This is a genomic window from Gardnerella vaginalis 1500E, from assembly GCF_000263595.1.
GTDB lineage: Bacteria > Actinomycetota > Actinomycetes > Actinomycetales > Bifidobacteriaceae > Bifidobacterium > Bifidobacterium vaginale_E.
This window is the reverse complement of the sequence record NZ_ADES01000014.1, coordinates 130,427-146,320: the sequence shown is the minus strand read 5'-3', so window position 1 is coordinate 146,320 and position 15,894 is coordinate 130,427. Positions and strand designations below refer to the sequence as shown.

Here is a 15,894-nt window from a genome sequence, read left to right as displayed (position 1 = left end):
ACCTGATTAAATATGTGCGTAATTAAAAAATCTTTACTCGACGGATTAAATCCGCAGCAATCTAAAGCCGTGCAATACGACGGTCCGGCTCTTCTTATTGGAGCAGGCGCAGGCAGCGGTAAAACGCGAGTTCTTACGCGCAGAATCGCTTGGATTTTAAGCCAAAAAGGTGCGTGGCCTAGCCAAATTCTTGCCATCACTTTTACCAACAAAGCCGCTGCTGAAATGCGTGAACGTTTGAGCAGTCTTATTGGCAGCGAAGCAAATACTATGTGGGTTTCGACTTTCCACTCCGCATGTGTGAAAATACTTCGCAAATCGGGTCAAAGTATTGGCTTAAAACCAGGCTTTTCTATTTACGATACTGCCGATTGCGAGCGTTTAGTAAAAATTATTGCAACCGAGCTTAATGTTGACATTAAGCGTTTTACTCCGCGAAATATTTTGGCGAAGATTTCGGATTGTAAGAATAGTTTGATTGGTTGGCGAGAACAGCTAGACATGTATGCCAACGATTACAAGCCGGGCATTTTGGGTCAGCAGATTGCGCACGCTGGAAATGCTGAAGCCGTGTATGCTTCGATTTATGCGGAATATCAGCATCGCTTGGCTCAGGCTAATGCTGTTGATTTTGACGATTTGATTATGCGAACTGTGCAACTTATGCGAGAAGCTCCGGAGGTTGCTAAATACTACCGTCACAAGTTCCGCTATATTTTGGTTGACGAGTATCAGGACACTAATCACGCGCAGTATGAGCTTGTTCGAGAGCTTGCGGGAGTGGATGTAAAGCAATCTCGCGCAAACGCAACACAATCTAACGCAAATGCGGTACAGCAGCAGCAATCACAATCCGTTGATCCTCCTGCATCAATCACCGTCGTCGGCGACTCCGACCAGTCAATTTACGCTTTCCGCGGCGCAGATATTCGCAATATTCAAGACTTTGAAAAAGATTTCCCGAACGCAACTACTATTATGTTGGAGCAAAACTATCGCTCTACGCAAACTATTTTGGACGCTGCAAACGCTGTTATTTCCCATAATCAAGGTCGAAAGCCTAAAAAATTGTGGACTGCTTTAGGCAAGGGCGCTCCAATTTGCGGTTACGCTGCAGACAACGCTCAGCAGGAAGCGGCTTGGATTGCTGGGGAAATAGCGCGATTAGCTGGTGAAGAGGGCGTTGCTTATTCGGATATGGCAATTATGTACCGTGCTAATGCGCAGTCACGTTCGCTGGAAGATGCGCTTGTTAAGGCGGGTTTGCCGTATCAGCTGGTTGGCGGAACGAAGTTTTATGAGCGTCGCGAAGTAAAGGATGCTCTTGCGTACTTGCAGTCCATGGCAAATCCGGACGATGACGTGAATATGCGTCGAATTTTGAACGTTCCAAAGCGCGGACTTGGTGCGCGCGCAGAATCTTTACTTACCTTGTATGCGCAAACTCAGGGCGTTAGCTTCTGGCAAGCTTTGGAACATTTGGAATCAATCGAAGGCATGCCAACTCGCACTGCAGCGAAGCTTAAAGAGTTTCGAGATCTTATGCACAATTTGATGACGTGCATGCAAGATAACGATTCGAAGCCTTCAAAAGTTATTGACAGCATTTTGAAAGACAGCGGTTTGCTGGAAGATTTGCAGCGTTCGGAAGATCCGCAGGATGCTTCGCGCGTGGATAATTTGTCGCAATTGCAGTCGGTTGCGGCCGAGTATGAGCAGAATACGCCGGATGCTAGCGTGGCTGGTTTCCTTGAGACGACGGCTCTTGTGGCAGATTCGGATCAGTTGCCGGATGAAAACGAAGACACTGGCAAAGTTACGTTGATGACGCTTCACACGGCTAAGGGCTTGGAGTATCCGGTTGTGTTCTTAACTGGCATGGAGCAGGGTACTTTTCCGCATGCGCGCGCTTTGGAAGACGATGGCGAGCTTTGCGAGGAGCGCCGTCTTGCTTACGTTGGAATTACGCGTGCTAAGCAGCGTTTGTATGTTACGCGCGCTGCTGTTCGCGCGCAGTGGGGTCAGGCTCAAGATATGCTTCCAAGCCAGTTTTTGGATGAGATTCCAGATGATTTAATTGATTGGAAGCGCAAAGAGGCTGATGTTAATCGTTGGGGTGCATCGCGTGAGCGCAGAGGCAATTTCGGCGGCGATTTTGGTGGCGATTTCAATAGTGATTTCGACAGTGATTTCGGTGGCTGGGATGACGATTACAGCGATGCTTTTGGCGAAAAAACAACTTACGGCGGAAGCGCTTACGGATCTAAATCTTATGGATCTAAATCTTATGGATCTAGGTCGTACGGATCTAGGTCGTACGGATCTAAATCTTACGGCTCCGGCAAATCTTACGGATCTTCTTACGGATCTTCTTACGGATCCAGCTCGTCTTATTCTAAATCGAATTGGTCTAAGTCAAGCTCCGTAAAAACGCGCAAAATCACAGCAAAATCCGCGTCGTCAACAAGCTCAACAAAACTTGGCTCATCTTCCTCAGTTGTAGACAAAGACAACAATCTCAATATTCAAGATTTCCAAGTTGGAGACAAAATTACGCACGACACTTACGGTTTAGGAACTGTTCTTGCAACTCAAGATAAGGGCAGAAACTCAATCATTACAGTCGATTTTGGTTCTGACGGCGTAAAGCGCTTAATGCTTCGAGTTGCACCAATAGAAAAATTGTAAAATTTCGTTTTATGCGGTTCAAGGTAAGATATTTTTTAGCAGGGACGTGGCGCTTGAAGGTGTGGGCGCCGAGAAGCGTGTTGCATTAAGGAAAATGCAGCACTAAAAGATAAATAATATACATTTAATGAGGTATCAATTATGAAAAACAAATTATTCGCATCAATTCCATCTATTATTTTGGGCATATTGATTGCTATTGCTCCGCTAACTTTCGCAAAAGTTTGCCAAAGTGAAGGCGGAATGCATATGGCATGCTACTACACTGGTCGCGCTGCCCTTGGAATTGGCTTAGTTATTGCAGTTCTTGGAATTGTTGCGCTTTTTGTTAAAGAAAATGTTCGCATCGGTTTGAGCATTGCTGTAATCGTGAATTCTTTGCTTATGATTGCTGTTCCAACATTCCTTATTGGCGTTTGCAAGAGCCCAATGATGCATTGCGCATCGGTTACGCGCCCAACGCTGATTGTTCTTTCTGTGCTCTCATTGGTGTTCGCAGCTATTTCCGTGTATTTGGATAGCAAAGAAGACTAATAGCTAATAGCATAGCTTGTAAAACAGCTTAATAAAGCAAAAATTATGCGCACTATTACGCTAAAGCGTTTGCCGCTGGAAAATCTTAAACGAAAGCCGCTTAGAACTGCCGCATTGCTGGTAGCTGCAGCGTGCTTATCTGCCATATTTTTCGGCGGCTCGCTTATTTCTATGAATCTTGCGCAAGGCTTGAACAGTATGCGCGCCCGCATGGGAGCCGATATTATGGTTATTCCAAACGGCACGCATACTAAAGCTGAAGCGCTACTTACTAACGGCGGATCAAGTACTTTTTACTTCACCAATAATATTGAGGATTTAGTTAGACGTTCGCCTGGCGTTCAAAAGGCGAGCGCTCAAACGTACATTTCCTCACTTTCTGCAGGATGCTGCGCGGAAAAGCTGCAGATTATCGGTTTTGATCCGGACTCTGATTTTGTTATAGGCCCTTGGATTTATTCGCAGCATAAAAAGACTTTGCACAAAGGTGAAATGATTGCTGGAGCAAACGTACTAGTTTCCTACAAGAATACGGTTCGGCTTTTTGGTCACCAATGGCCGGTTGTAGCTCAGCTCGCAAAAACTGGCACAAGCATTGATAATTCTGTGTTTGTTCGACGAGAAAGCGTGCCGCAAGTAGTTGAGTATTCTACAAAAGTGCATCACACAGCCATTCCAAAAGAGTATGCAGAAAAAGCAATTTCTGCAGTTTTAGTGAAGGTGCGAAAAGGTTATAGTGCTAAACAAGTTGCGCAAAATATTAAAAAAACAACTGGGCTTTCTAGCATTGGCATAGTTTTCCCAGGAGGAATTACCGCAACAACTCAGGCTAATCTTGGTGTTTTTACGCGCTCGCTTACTTTTATAATTGCCGCATGTTGGATTGTTGGATTGCTTGTGCTGATTGTTGTTTTTGCAACTTCGCTAAATGAGCGCAAAAAAGAGTTTGCTTCTCTTCGCATACTTGGGTTTACGCGAAAAATGCTTTTGGGCGTGGCTACGCGCGAATCTGCAATACTTGGTTTTGTGGGGGGAGTTATTGGAGTTGCGTCTGCAAGTCTTATAATTTTCCCTTATAGTTCGCTTATTTCCTCCCAATTGCAGCTTCCGTATTTGGAAGTTACGGCACTTCCTGTAATAGCTTTGATGGCTGTTAGTATAGTTCTTTCACTGCTTTCGGTTGTTGCGGCTTCGGCGCTTACAACATGGCGTATTGCAATGCGTGAAACGTATTTGACTCTTCGAGCAGGGGAGTGATTAGATGTGCGAAAAAACGGTATTAAATAGCGAAAAATCGCCTGTTTCAGTGCTGAATCTTACTCGCGTAACTAGAGAGTTTATGCGACGAAAGCACAGATTCTCTGCGGTAAATAACGTAAGTTTTTCGATAAATAGTGGCGATTTTGTTGCAGTTGTTGGAAAATCTGGCAATGGAAAATCTACTTTATTAAATTTGATTGCTGGATTACTTAAGCCAACTTATGGAAGTGTAACTGTTTTAGGCAAGGAGATTTCCGCGCCTGAATTTAGCGATGGGGAAGTATCTAGATTGCGCGCGCAAAATATAGGTTTTGTTACGCAATCGCAAACGCTTTTGCCGAATCTTACTGTGTATGACAATATTCTTTTGCCCGTGCAGATTGCTAAAAGCGGCGGTCAAAAAAGTAGTGATCAAAAAAGTAGTGATCAAAAAAGTAGTGATCAAAAAAGTAGTGATCAAAAAAGCAAAAGTACAGACGTTGAAGATTACTACTCAAATCGCGCTCTTGATTTTTGCAAACGCTTGCATATTGAAGATTTGCTGTGGTGCTATCCAAAGGAGCTTTCCGGCGGAGAGATGCGTCGCGTAATGATTGTGCGCGCGCTAATAAACAATCCAAAGCTTCTGCTTTTGGACGAGCCTACTGGAGATTTAGATCCAGAGCACACTCTAATAGTGGTGGAAATGTTGCGCGAGGCTGCAAATCTTGGTGCGGCGGTTCTTATGGTAACGCACGATTCTGAAGCTGCTCGAAGCGCGGATTGCACCTACACAATGGATGCTGGCTCCCTTCACTAATTTATTCTTACTGGTGTGTAGAATTAGAAACGATGCCTATTTTGTGTAAGCATCATCTGGAGCCTTAGCCCATCAGTGGGTCGGCGCGCGGTAGTTATGGCGTTATTTCAACGTTTTAATACTTACGCGTTCGTGTGTTAGCACGAAGAAGCACTGGAGAGGCCGGCTCAGCGTGAGTAATTTTTAGGAGATTTTACGATTGACTAAAAGTTTGGCTCGCGTTCCGTTCAGATAACGACAGAATTAAAGGATTAGTTATGACTAATATTCAGCGTTCTCGCCGTCAGGTGCGTCTTTCCCGCGCCCTCGGCATCGCTTTGACCCCAAAGGCTCAGCGTATCTTCGAGAAGCGCCCATATGCTCCAGGTGAGCACGGCCGCACTCGTCGTCGCACCGAGTCCGATTACGCAGTACGTCTTCGCGAGAAGCAGCGTCTTCGCGCTCAGTACGGCATCTCCGAAAAGCAGCTTCGCGCTGCTTACGAGAAGGGTACGCACACTGCAGGCCAGACCGGTGACGCAATGCTCACCGATTTGGAAACTCGTCTTGATGCTTTGGTTTTGCGCGCAGGCTTTGCTCGCACCACTGCCCAGGCTCGTCAGTTTGTTGTACATCGTCATATTTTGGTTGATGGCAATCTTGTTGATCGCCCATCTTACCGTGTCAAGCCAGGCCAGACCATTCAGGTTCGTGCCAAGAGCCAGACCATGGTTCCATTCCAGATGGCTGCAGAAGGCGTTCATCGCGACGTTTTGCCAGCAGTTCCTGGTTATCTCGATGTGAATCTTGCCTCTTTGAAGGCTACTTTGACTCGTAAGCCGGAAGTCGATCAGATTCCAGTTGAAGTCAACATTCAGTACGTCGTCGAATACTACGCTCGTTAATTCGCCGATTTAATTCTTAAGGACATACCGCTTGACCCCTGTTGCGCATTCGCGTGGCAGGGGTCAATGCGTTTTTGGTGTTTTTGGTGTTTTTGTTGGTGTTGTTGATGTTTTCGACAATTATGTATCGCGTAGTGCAATAATGGAGCTATGTTGCTGCATCTTTATTTAGTGCGTCACGGTCAGACGCTATTTAATCGTTACAATCGTCTGCAAGGCTGGTCAAATTCTCCGCTTACCGAAAAAGGTTTGAAGGATGCGGACAAGGCTGCAAAAAAGCTAGAAAATATTACTTTTGCTGCAGCTTACTGTTCGGATACTACGCGTGCGCAAATCACGGCTCAACGTATTCTCGACGCAAACGAAGCCGCTGGTAACGCGCGTCCAAAGCTTGTAAGCGATATGCATTTTCGCGAGCAATGCTACGGCTATTTTGAAGGACAAGATATGCAAATGGCTTGGTGGGCTGCGGGAGCGCCGAACGGAGCGCACACCTACAACGAAATCGTTGAAAAGTTTGGGCTCGCAGCCACGCGCGACATGCTTAAAGAGGCTGATCCTTTCCACGATGCCGAGTCGGATATTGAGTATTGGACTCGCGTAGAAGACGGTTTTAAGCTTATCGCCTCAAATTCTTCGCTTAAAGATGGCGATAACGTGTTGCAGATTTCGCACGGAAATACGCTTTTAAGTCTTATGCACCGTTTTGCACCTGCTGGTTACGATTTAAGCGAGCGTCCGGAAAATGGAAGCGTAACTAGGCTAGATTTTGACACTACTAAACCTATTGATAACGCTATTACTATTCGAGGCTACAACGAGTAGATTTTTGCTGCAGCTTTCTTAACGTATGCGTCGTTACCGTTCGTTAGTCTTAAGTCATTGCGAATGGTTTTAACTGTAGTCTGATTTGCTGTTGTATTAGCTTTCAGCGCGGTGAAGTCTTAAGCAAAAATGGTACAGAAAGAGGTTACGATGAGCGTTGGAGACATAGCTGCTCTTATTGCCGCGATTGCGTTTACTGTGCTTTCGGGTTTTTTGATTTATCCGCTAATTAGATTGGGCAAGCTGTTCGATCAGATTGCGAAAACTGTCAAAGAGTCGGGTGAGCATGCGATGCCTGCAATTGATGAGTCTGTTACGACGATTAAGCAAGTTAATAAGACTCTTGACGATGTGAACGCTGTTTCAGGTGCTACGCGCACAACTGTTACAAATATTGGTGCTCTTACTGATTTGTATGGTGCTTTCCTTGGAAAACCTATTGTTAAGGTTGCGGCTGCCGGCTACGCGCTAAAAGACACGGTTGCTTCTTTCTTTAATAAGCCTACTGTTCCGACCGATTCTCATTCTACTGGCCGTCACGCTGCAAAAGAATCTTCTAACAGCTCTGCAAGCAATAGCTCTGCAAGCAAGGGGGAGTAATGTTCAAGCGCCTATTTTGGATGTGTGTTGGCATTGTAATTGGTGTGCTTGCTGTAACAAAAGCGCGTGCCTACTTAAAAGCCAAAATGCCTGATTCTGCTCGCAAATTTGTGTTTAGTAAAGAGCCGGAAAATATTACTTTAAGCACAATATTGGGATTGTTTAAAGATTTTAATGAAAGTCGTAAAAAGCATGAGGATGAGCTTAATTCTCGTTATGCTCACAGTCGTCATGAGGATTTTTAACTAATCTTTTGCTGCTTAGACTTGCGTTTTTACTAAAATGCTAGTCGAAAAAGTTTGTTTAAGTTAAGTGTTGAAGTACTATATTGAATGTTTGCATGACAAGATCTTGCTAAAAATTACACAAGGAGTTCGTACGTATGCGCACAGCAGAAATTGCAAAGCGTTATCTTGACTATTTTGCTAAAAATGGTCATATGGTCGTTCCTTCGGCATCCCTAATTTCGCCGAACCCAACGACGCTTTTTACTATTGCCGGCATGGTGCCGTTTATTCCTTATTTGCTTGGTGAGCAGACGCCTCCTTCTCGACGTATGGCTTCGAACCAAAAGTGCGTGCGCACTCTTGATATTGACGAAGTTGGTAAGACTACTCGTCACGGAACCTTCTTCCAAATGGTTGGTAACTTCTCCTTCGGTGATTATTTTAAGGAAGAAGCAATCCACTACGCTTGGGAGCTTTTAACTAGTCCGCAAGATAAGGGCGGCTACGGTTTCGATCCTGAAAAGCTTTGGGTTACTACTTACACTGATGACGACGAGGCTCGCGCAATTTGGAAGAACGAGGGCTTTGATCCAGAACACATGCAAGTTTTCGGCATGGAAGATAACTTCTGGACTACCGGCGGCCCTGGTCCTGGCGGCCCATGCTCCGAAATTTACGTTGATCGTGGCCCTGAATATGGTCGTGACGGCGGTCCTGCTGCCGACGAATCTCGTTTTATTGAGATTTGGGATTTGGTTTTTGAAAACTACCAGGTTGATAACGTCAAGTCTAAGACTGATTTGCATATTGCTGGCGAGCTTGATCAGAAGAATATTGATACCGGCGCTGGTTTGGAGCGCTTGGCTTACCTTATGCAAGGTAAGGAAAATATTTACGAAACTGACGAAGTTTACCCAGTTATTGAAGCTGCAGAAAAGCTTAGTGGCGTAAAGTACGGCGATAATAATGATGCTGACGTGCGTTTCCGCGTTGTAGCAGATCACGTGCGTTCCGCTTTGATGATTATGAGCGACGGCGTGCGTCCAAGTAACGTTGGCCGCGGCTACGTGCTTCGTCGTCTTCTTCGTAGAACTGTTCGCGCAATGCGTATGCTTGGCGTTCAAGACCCAGTTCTTCCAACGCTTTTCCCAGTTTCTAAGTCTGCAATGGAACCAAGCTATCCGGAGCTTAACGATACTTTCCACGAGGTTAGCGAAGCTGCCTACGGTGAGGAAGATGCTTTCCGTCGCACTCTTGAAAAGGGCACAACTATTCTCGACTTGGCTGTTGAAAAAGCTAAAAAAGAGAAAAAGGACGACCCTATGGTTGGCGGCTCAGACGCGTTTACTTTGCACGATACTTACGGCTTCCCAATTGAGCTTACTCTTGAGATGGCAGCCGAGCAGGGTGTTAAGGTTGACGAGGCTAAGTTCCGCGAGCTTATGAGCGAGCAGAAAGGTCGCGCTCGCGCTGACGCTTTGAAGAAGCGTCACAATGTGGACGTTAGCGTTTACGACGATATTAAGAAGGCTCTTGAAAAGCCAATCGACTTCCTCGGTTACACAGACTTCTCAAGCCGCTCTAACGTTTTGGCAATTGTTGAAGCAGGCAAGGGCTCTGTTAAAAGCGTTACTGCTCCTGCAAACGTTGAGATTATTCTCGACCGCACGCCATTCTATGCTGAGCGAGGCGGCCAGATTGCTGATCAGGGCGAGATTATTTCCGACGACGGCGCAATTTTGGAAGTTGACGACGTTCAGCGTCCAATCAAGGATTTGATTGTTCACAGCTGCCGTTTGACTGAAGGAACGCTTAGCGTTGGCGCTCCTGTAAACACCAATATTGACCAGGTTCGCAGGGCTGCTTTGGCACGTTCTCACACTGCTACCCACACTCTTCACAAGGCTTTGCGTGAAGAGCTTGGTCCGCAGGCAACTCAGCGCGGTTCTGTGGTTGATCCAGATCGTTTGCGCTTCGACTTCCAGTGGCCAAAGGCTGTTGAAAAGGATGCGCTTTCACGCGTGGAAGCTCGCGTAAACGAGCGTATTCGCGACGATTTGCAGGTTGTTCCTAAGGAAATGCCAATCGACGACGCTTTTAAGCTTGGAGCAATGCACTTGTTCGGCGAAAAGTATGGTGACGTTGTGCGAGTGGTTGAAATCGGCGACGGTTGGAGCCGCGAGCTTTGCGGCGGTACTCACGCTAAGAGCACCGGAAAGATTGGTATGGTAACTATTCTTTCCGAGTCTTCTATTGGCTCTGGCGTTCGCCGTATTGACGCTCTTTGCGGCGAGGCAGCATACGAGTATGGCGCTCGCGAGCACACTTTGGTGGCTCAACTTGCAGACATGGTTAACGCTCGCCCAGATGAGTTGGCTGAACGTTTGGAATCCTTGCTTAACAAGATGAAGGATTCTGATCGTAAGCTCGTAGCCGTTTACGAGTCTCAGCTTGCAGATTCTGTTCCAGCTTTGATTGAGTCCGCTAAAGCTAGCGCCGGAAGCGTTAAGTTGGCTGTTAAGAACGTTGGAAACTTCGGATCGTTTGAAACTCTTCGTAAGACGGTTCTTGACGTGCGCTCTCGCCTAGGTGAGGACCTTCCTGCAGTAGTAGTTTTGAGCGGCGTAAACGAGGACGACAAGCCAATGGTTGCAGTTGCAACTAACGAGGCTGCTCGTGGCCTTGGTGCTAAGGCTGGTGACTTGGTTCGAACTGCTTCCAAGGTTCTTGGCGGCGGTGGCGGCGGCAAGCCAGACTTCGCTCAAGGCGGCGGCACAGACGCTTCTAAGATCGACGAAGCGTTGGAAGCTGTAAAAGCGCAAGTGGCTGAGCTCGCCTGAGTCTCGTAGCTTCCTGCTTAAAATTTAAAATCTTTACCGAAAGCAACACGAATCATGGTGTGGTTAGGTATTGATTTAGGTGATGCCAGGGTCGGGCTTGCGCTTTCCGACCCTGAGCTCACTTTTGCGCATCCAATCGGAAACGTGCAAGTTTTTGGAGATTCTTTTAGAGCTATTGACGAAGTCATGAATCTAATAGAAGAAAATCAAGTTAAACGTGTTGTAATTGGCTTGCCTCTTCAATTAGACGGTTCTGAAGGAAAATCTGCGAAAAAAGCGCGTCGGTGGGGCAAAAATTTAGCTAAACGCATTGAATTAGCGAAAAATGTTGGAGATTGGACGCTTTCTTACATACCTGATATTGTTTGGAAGGATGAGCGTTTAACAACAGTTAGTGCTCACCGGCAGTTGCTACAAGCTGATTTTTCTACTCGCAAGCATCGCCCTATGGTAGATCAGCAGTCGGCAGTATTGATTTTGCAGTCTGCGCTTGACGCAAATAATGCAGAGTAGTTTTGAAAATCGTGTAAAAAGTAGAAATAGCGAAGAGGAGCATAGCGTGTCTGACAATTTTGACGAATTTTTTGACAAACATGCAAAGTGGACTGAGCATGATGGCGAGCCGTCGTCAAAATCATCTAATTCTAAAGACGAATCTTCGACTGTTAGCTCCAGAAAACGCGCTAAAGCTCGTCTTGAAGCAAAAAAACGCAGGCGTAGAGCAAAAGTAGTTTTAGCTATTCTGCTCGTATTCGTATTAGCTGTTGTTGGATATTTTGGATACAGCGCGGTTCGCGCGTGGAAATTATCTCAAAATAGCGAGTCGGTTGCAGACTGGCCAGGCCCAGGCTTTGGAACGGTTGAGTTTACTATTGACACCGGCGAGGGTGCTATTAGCGTTGCCAACAAATTAGTTAAAGCAAATGTTGTTAAATCTCAATCAGCTTTTACTTCCGCAGTTGCTGCAAATAATAAAATCTTGTACCCGGGAGTTTACTCGCTTAAAAAGCATATGGCTGCTATTGACGTGGTTAATATTCTTTCCGATCAAACAAAAGCCGGCGGATTCCTTGACGTTCGTGCAGGAGACCACGCTACTGAAGTTTTGCAGCGCGCTTCAAGCTTATCTGGAATAAGCATGGATAAGTTTAAAGCAGCTTTAGCAGATGGGGGAGCTGGAATTTTGCCTCCAGAAGCTAAAGGAAGCATCGAAGGCTGGCTAGAGCCTGGAGTTTATAACGTAAAATCTATGAAAAGCGCGGAAGATATTCTTTCCGCAATGGTAAAAAAGCGTATTGCTAAGCTCGACTCTCTCGGTATTCCTAAAGGCGAAGATCGCGAAAAAGCTTTAATTATGGCCTCAATTGCCGAAGCTGAAGTGAATAATCGCGAATATTACGGCAAAGTTGTGCGCGTAATACTAAACCGTTTGGCAAAAGATATGCCTCTTGGAATGGACTCTACAATTGGTTACGGAGCGGGAGTAAAGCCTATAAAGCTTACGCAATCAATGCTAGACAATCCAAATAATCCTTACAATACTCGCATTCACAAGGGCTTGACTCCTACGCCTATTGGTATTGCTGGAGACAACGCTCTTATTGCCACTATTAAGCCTCAAGATGGTCCGTGGCTTTACTTCGTCACCACGAATTTGAAGACTGGTGAGACGAAGTTTGCGGATAACAAAGACGACTTTTTGAAATTCCGCGACGAGTACAAGCGCAACAATCCCGAAGGCAACTAAAAATATAGCTTTTAACCACATGGATGCGTTTAGGTTGCAAAAGTTGTATAAGTTTTCGTAATTTGCTTTAATGAGGCAATTAATTATTACGATAATATCGGCGCTACCAACGCTTACATGTTTAATTTCAGTTTGCGTAACCGACATAAAAAGTCGCATAGTGCCAAGACTTTGGATTGTTATTGCAGGATTTTTTCAATCTTTTGCGAATCTTATATATTCGATTATTTTGTTTAGAAATATTAGCGTGCTTATTTTCGGCTGTATTTCTTGCGTATTTGTTTTTGTAATTTATTGGATTATGCGAAAACTCGCTCCAACAAATTCCGTTGGCTTCGGAGATGTTACTAGTGCGTCAATGATCGCACAAGCATTGGTATTATTCGGTTTTGACTGCTTAATTTACTGGTTTGCTTTAGTTGGAGTAGTTGGCCTACTTTGTCTTTTAGCATGGAAAATTTACTGCAAAATCCGCATGCCAACCAACGCATCAATACCATTCGTGCCAGTAGAAGCAATATCAGCCATAATCGCAGCATTGCTGTCAATAACAACCCACTCAATACTTGGTGGTTAGTAGAGTAAGTATTTAGACACGTAAATTAGTTGAGAATGGAGAATGGCATGCTTAGATGGCAAACTGCAGGGGAGTCGCATGGTGAAGCATTAGTTGCCATGATTGAAGGTTTGCCTGCGGGCGTGCGCATTACTAGCAGCGATGTGGTTTCGGCTCTTGCGCGCCGTCGTCTTGGATACGGCCGCGGCGCTCGCATGAAGTTCGAACAAGACAAAGTGCGTCTTTTAACCGGCGTTCGCCACGGAGTGACTCTTGGCTCTCCGATTGCTGTAGAAATTGCGAATACAGAGTGGCCAAAGTGGACGGAAGTAATGAGCGCAGATCCTTTGGATCATGAGATTGAGAAAGTTGGCCGAAATGCGCCGCTTTCTAGGCCGCGCCCGGGCCATGCGGATTTAACTGGCATGCGCAAGTATGGTTTTAATGATGCTCGCGAAGTTTTGGAGCGTTCGAGCGCTAGGGAAACGGCTTCACGCGTTGCTTTGGGCGCTATTGCTGATGCGTTTTTACAGCAGGCTTTGGGTGTGCGCACTGTTGCGCATGTTGTTGGAATCGGAGGCGTTTACGCTAACAAAAGTTTAGCATTACCAACACCTGACGATGTTGCGGCTTTGGACGCTTCTCCAGTTCGCACTCTCGATAAAGACGCCGAATCTCGCATGATGGCTCGCATTGACGAAGCAAAAGCGAATGCGGATACTTTAGGCGGAGTAGTAGAAGTACTCGCATACGGTATGCCTGCTGGAGTTGGAACATACGTTGAGTCGGATCGCCGTTTGGATGCTGCTTTAGCGGCTGCGCTTATGGGAATTCAGGCAATTAAAGGCGTGGAAATTGGCGACGGTTTTGCAGAAGCAGATCTCCCAGGCTCGGCCGCGCACGACGAAATCGTAACAGACGAAAATGGAAAAATCACCCGCCTAACTAATCGTGCTGGAGGTATTGAAGGCGGTATGTCAAACGGCGAAATTATTCGCGTGCGTGCCGCAATGAAGCCAATTCCTTCTATTCCGCGCGCTTTGCAAACTGTAGACGTGCTAACTGGAGAGCCGGCTCAAGCTATTAACCAGCGCTCCGATTTTACTGCTGTTCCAGCGGCTTCCGTAGTAGCAGAAGCAATGGTAAGACTTACTTTGGCAAAGTATGCTTTGGAAAAGTTTGGTGGAGATTCTTTGCAAGAAACGCGCCGGAATGTAGAGTCTTACCTAACTTCCTGGCCGGAGAATATGAAATGAGCAATACTAAAATTCCGCTAGTTGTTATTATCGGCATGCCTGCCGCCGGAAAAACGCGCGTTGGTCGCGAAGTTGCGCATCTTATGAATCTGCCTTTTTGCGATACAGACGACATGATTGAGCGCGAAATTAATATGCCAATTACTCAATATTTTGAGCAGTTTGGTCAGGAATCCTTCCGAGATATAGAAGCCAGAATAGTTAGAAACGTAATTTTAGAAAATCAGACTGATTCCGGCATTGTTTCTCTTGGCGGCGGCGCTCCTGTTCGCAAAGAAACGCAGGAAGTGCTAAAAGAATACGTGAATCTTGGCGGTCGCGTAGTGTATTTGCAAACCAGCGCAGACGATGCTATTGAGCGCGCAGGTTGGAGCAATAATCGTCCTATGCTAATCGGCCAAGACGCTAAAAAGCGTTGGATGGAATTATTTGAGCAGCGAGACCCAATTTTTAGGGCAGTATCAAATATTCACATGCCAACAAAAGGTTCAAATCCGTATATGGCTGCAGAAAAGTTAAGGAGCATGATTATGCAACGCATAGTGCATGTTACAGGCGAAGCGATTGAGCCGTACGATGTGCGAATTGGCGACGGAGCCATGCAACTTTTGCCGCAAATGCTTGGAACTAAGCCGGTTAAAGTGGCGTTAGTTCACACGCAGCTGGTTCAGCGCCACAGTGACAGAGCTCGCGCAATTTTGCGTCAAGCAGGCTACGAAGTTTTAGACATACTTGTGCCGGATGCTGAAGCTGGAAAAACTATTCAAGTTGCGAGCGGAATTTGGGCTAGACTGGGTGAAGCTGGTTTTACGCGTTCCGACGCGATTGTTGGCTTAGGAGGCGGCGCTGCTACGGATGTTGCCGGCTTTGTTGCTGCAACTTGGATGCGTGGAATTCGTTACGTAAACTGCCCAACTTCGCTTCTTGCAATGGTTGACGCTTCAACAGGCGGAAAAACTGGTATAAATACGGATGCTGGCAAGAATCTGGTTGGAAGTTTTTACACTCCAGCTGGCGTTTTGGCAGATACTTCTACGCTTTCAACTTTGCCAAACGATATTCTTATTGAAGGCTTGGGTGAGGTTGCAAAATCTGGTTTTATTCTAGACGGCGAAATTTTGAAGATTCTTAGCGACTCGAATAATGCTAAGCTTTTGCGTGAATTTAATGGGGATCAGATTGAAAATAATAGCGAACTTCACGAGCTTATTGTGAATCTTATTGAACGCACTGTTAGAGTAAAAGCGTATCACGTTTCGAGTGACTTAAAAGAGCAGGGTTTGCGCGAGTTTTTGAACTACGGGCATACTTTAGGCCATGCGATTGAGCAGATTGAACACTTCCGTTGGCGTCACGGAAACGCTGTTGCTGTTGGCATGGTTTTTGCGGCCGAGCTTGCGCAAATTTTAGGATATTTGGATGCTGAAGACGTTTCATACCATCGTTCGCTTTTAGATTCGCTTGGATTACCAACTTCGTGGCAGAGTAGAGAAGATTCTGACGCTGCGTTTGAGCGCGTGCTTAATCTTATGCATCGTGACAAAAAAGCGCGCGGCAACATGCTACGTTTCGTAATTTTGGATGGTATTTCTAATCCTATTCATTTAGACAATCCGCCTATTGAAGCAGTTAAAGAAGCTTTTAAGCGCGTGTATAAAAAATAATTAACTTTGCGAGG

Annotated in this window: 14 protein-coding genes; all 14 read left to right on the top strand. The window is 45.9% G+C overall.

All coding sequences use genetic code 11. The annotated features are described in order from the left end of the window. The first annotated feature begins 12 nt into the window (after positions 1-12). The 14 genes from CGSMWGV1500E_RS01595 to CGSMWGV1500E_RS01655 all read left to right on the top strand — a co-directional run bounded on the left by CGSMWGV1500E_RS01595 (position 13) and on the right by CGSMWGV1500E_RS01655 (position 15,880). Positions 13-2,688: an ATP-dependent helicase gene (locus tag CGSMWGV1500E_RS01595; protein ID WP_004128876.1), complete on the top strand. Its 2,676-nt coding sequence runs from the start codon at positions 13-15 to the stop codon at positions 2,686-2,688. 141 nt (positions 2,689-2,829) lie between these two features. Beyond that, the gene (locus CGSMWGV1500E_RS01600) at positions 2,830-3,222 is read left to right on the top strand and encodes a DUF4418 family protein (RefSeq protein ID WP_004128873.1); all 393 of its coding nucleotides are present in this window, start codon (positions 2,830-2,832) and stop codon (positions 3,220-3,222) included. A gap of 45 nt (positions 3,223-3,267) precedes the next feature. Next, the gene (locus CGSMWGV1500E_RS01605) at positions 3,268-4,479 is read left to right on the top strand and encodes an ABC transporter permease (RefSeq protein WP_004128871.1); all 1,212 of its coding nucleotides are present in this window, start codon (positions 3,268-3,270) and stop codon (positions 4,477-4,479) included. A gap of 4 nt (positions 4,480-4,483) precedes the next feature. Continuing rightward, the gene (locus tag CGSMWGV1500E_RS01610; protein WP_004128867.1) at positions 4,484-5,281 is read left to right on the top strand and encodes an ABC transporter ATP-binding protein; all 798 of its coding nucleotides are present in this window, start codon (positions 4,484-4,486) and stop codon (positions 5,279-5,281) included. Between the two features lie 257 nt (positions 5,282-5,538). Beyond that, positions 5,539-6,165 (top strand): 30S ribosomal protein S4, encoded by a 627-nt coding sequence (rpsD, locus tag CGSMWGV1500E_RS01615; RefSeq protein ID WP_004105277.1) that lies wholly within the window; start codon positions 5,539-5,541, stop codon positions 6,163-6,165. Between the two features lie 150 nt (positions 6,166-6,315). Beyond that, the gene (locus CGSMWGV1500E_RS01620; protein WP_004128857.1) at positions 6,316-6,990 is read left to right on the top strand and encodes a histidine phosphatase family protein; all 675 of its coding nucleotides are present in this window, start codon (positions 6,316-6,318) and stop codon (positions 6,988-6,990) included. Between the two features lie 150 nt (positions 6,991-7,140). Beyond that, positions 7,141-7,590 (top strand): DUF948 domain-containing protein, encoded by a 450-nt coding sequence (locus CGSMWGV1500E_RS01625; protein WP_004128855.1) that lies wholly within the window; start codon positions 7,141-7,143, stop codon positions 7,588-7,590. Continuing rightward, the gene (locus CGSMWGV1500E_RS01630) at positions 7,590-7,835 is read left to right on the top strand and encodes a hypothetical protein (RefSeq protein ID WP_004128853.1); all 246 of its coding nucleotides are present in this window, start codon (positions 7,590-7,592) and stop codon (positions 7,833-7,835) included. Before CGSMWGV1500E_RS01625 ends, CGSMWGV1500E_RS01630 begins: the two co-directional genes overlap by 1 nt. 137 nt (positions 7,836-7,972) lie before the next feature. Then, positions 7,973-10,657 carry an alanine--tRNA ligase gene (alaS, locus tag CGSMWGV1500E_RS01635; protein ID WP_004128851.1) on the top strand — a complete coding sequence of 895 codons (2,685 nt, stop codon included), beginning with the start codon at positions 7,973-7,975 and terminating at the stop codon, positions 10,655-10,657. A 54-nt stretch (positions 10,658-10,711) separates the two neighbouring features. Further along, the gene (gene ruvX / locus CGSMWGV1500E_RS01640; RefSeq protein ID WP_004128848.1) at positions 10,712-11,170 is read left to right on the top strand and encodes a Holliday junction resolvase RuvX; all 459 of its coding nucleotides are present in this window, start codon (positions 10,712-10,714) and stop codon (positions 11,168-11,170) included. Positions 11,171-11,216: 46 nt separating this feature from the next. Beyond that, positions 11,217-12,404, top strand: a complete 1,188-nt coding sequence (gene mltG, locus CGSMWGV1500E_RS01645) for an endolytic transglycosylase MltG (protein WP_004128844.1) — start codon at positions 11,217-11,219, stop codon at positions 12,402-12,404. A gap of 70 nt (positions 12,405-12,474) precedes the next feature. Further along, on the top strand, positions 12,475-12,981 hold the full coding sequence (locus CGSMWGV1500E_RS0106125; protein ID WP_032843581.1) for a hypothetical protein: 507 nt from the start codon (positions 12,475-12,477) through the stop codon (positions 12,979-12,981). A 47-nt stretch (positions 12,982-13,028) separates the two neighbouring features. Continuing rightward, positions 13,029-14,216, top strand: coding sequence for a chorismate synthase (aroC, locus tag CGSMWGV1500E_RS01650; RefSeq protein WP_004128841.1), 1,188 nt, complete (start codon positions 13,029-13,031; stop codon positions 14,214-14,216). Then, positions 14,213-15,880 carry a bifunctional shikimate kinase/3-dehydroquinate synthase gene (locus CGSMWGV1500E_RS01655; protein WP_004128838.1) on the top strand — a complete coding sequence of 556 codons (1,668 nt, stop codon included), beginning with the start codon at positions 14,213-14,215 and terminating at the stop codon, positions 15,878-15,880. Before aroC ends, CGSMWGV1500E_RS01655 begins: the two co-directional genes overlap by 4 nt. Positions 15,881-15,894: the final 14 nt, after the last annotated feature.

Bases quoted from the DNA above. Each gene is read 5' to 3' on its own strand.
- CGSMWGV1500E_RS01610 (WP_004128867.1), top strand. From the start codon at position 4,484: ATGTGCGAAAAAACGGTATTAAATAGCGAAAAATCGCCTGTTTCAGTG.
- CGSMWGV1500E_RS01595 (WP_004128876.1), top strand. From the start codon at position 13: ATGTGCGTAATTAAAAAATCTTTACTCGACGGATTAAATCCGCAGCAA.
- alaS (WP_004128851.1), top strand. From the start codon at position 7,973: ATGCGCACAGCAGAAATTGCAAAGCGTTATCTTGACTATTTTGCTAAA.
- aroC (WP_004128841.1), top strand. From the start codon at position 13,029: ATGCTTAGATGGCAAACTGCAGGGGAGTCGCATGGTGAAGCATTAGTT.
- CGSMWGV1500E_RS01630 (WP_004128853.1), top strand. From the start codon at position 7,590: ATGTTCAAGCGCCTATTTTGGATGTGTGTTGGCATTGTAATTGGTGTG.
- CGSMWGV1500E_RS0106125 (WP_032843581.1), top strand. From the start codon at position 12,475: ATGAGGCAATTAATTATTACGATAATATCGGCGCTACCAACGCTTACA.
- CGSMWGV1500E_RS01625 (WP_004128855.1), top strand. From the start codon at position 7,141: ATGAGCGTTGGAGACATAGCTGCTCTTATTGCCGCGATTGCGTTTACT.
- CGSMWGV1500E_RS01620 (WP_004128857.1), top strand. From the start codon at position 6,316: ATGTTGCTGCATCTTTATTTAGTGCGTCACGGTCAGACGCTATTTAAT.
- CGSMWGV1500E_RS01655 (WP_004128838.1), top strand. From the start codon at position 14,213: ATGAGCAATACTAAAATTCCGCTAGTTGTTATTATCGGCATGCCTGCC.
- ruvX (WP_004128848.1), top strand. From the start codon at position 10,712: ATGGTGTGGTTAGGTATTGATTTAGGTGATGCCAGGGTCGGGCTTGCG.
- CGSMWGV1500E_RS01605 (WP_004128871.1), top strand. From the start codon at position 3,268: ATGCGCACTATTACGCTAAAGCGTTTGCCGCTGGAAAATCTTAAACGA.
- CGSMWGV1500E_RS01600 (WP_004128873.1), top strand. From the start codon at position 2,830: ATGAAAAACAAATTATTCGCATCAATTCCATCTATTATTTTGGGCATA.
- rpsD (WP_004105277.1), top strand. From the start codon at position 5,539: ATGACTAATATTCAGCGTTCTCGCCGTCAGGTGCGTCTTTCCCGCGCC.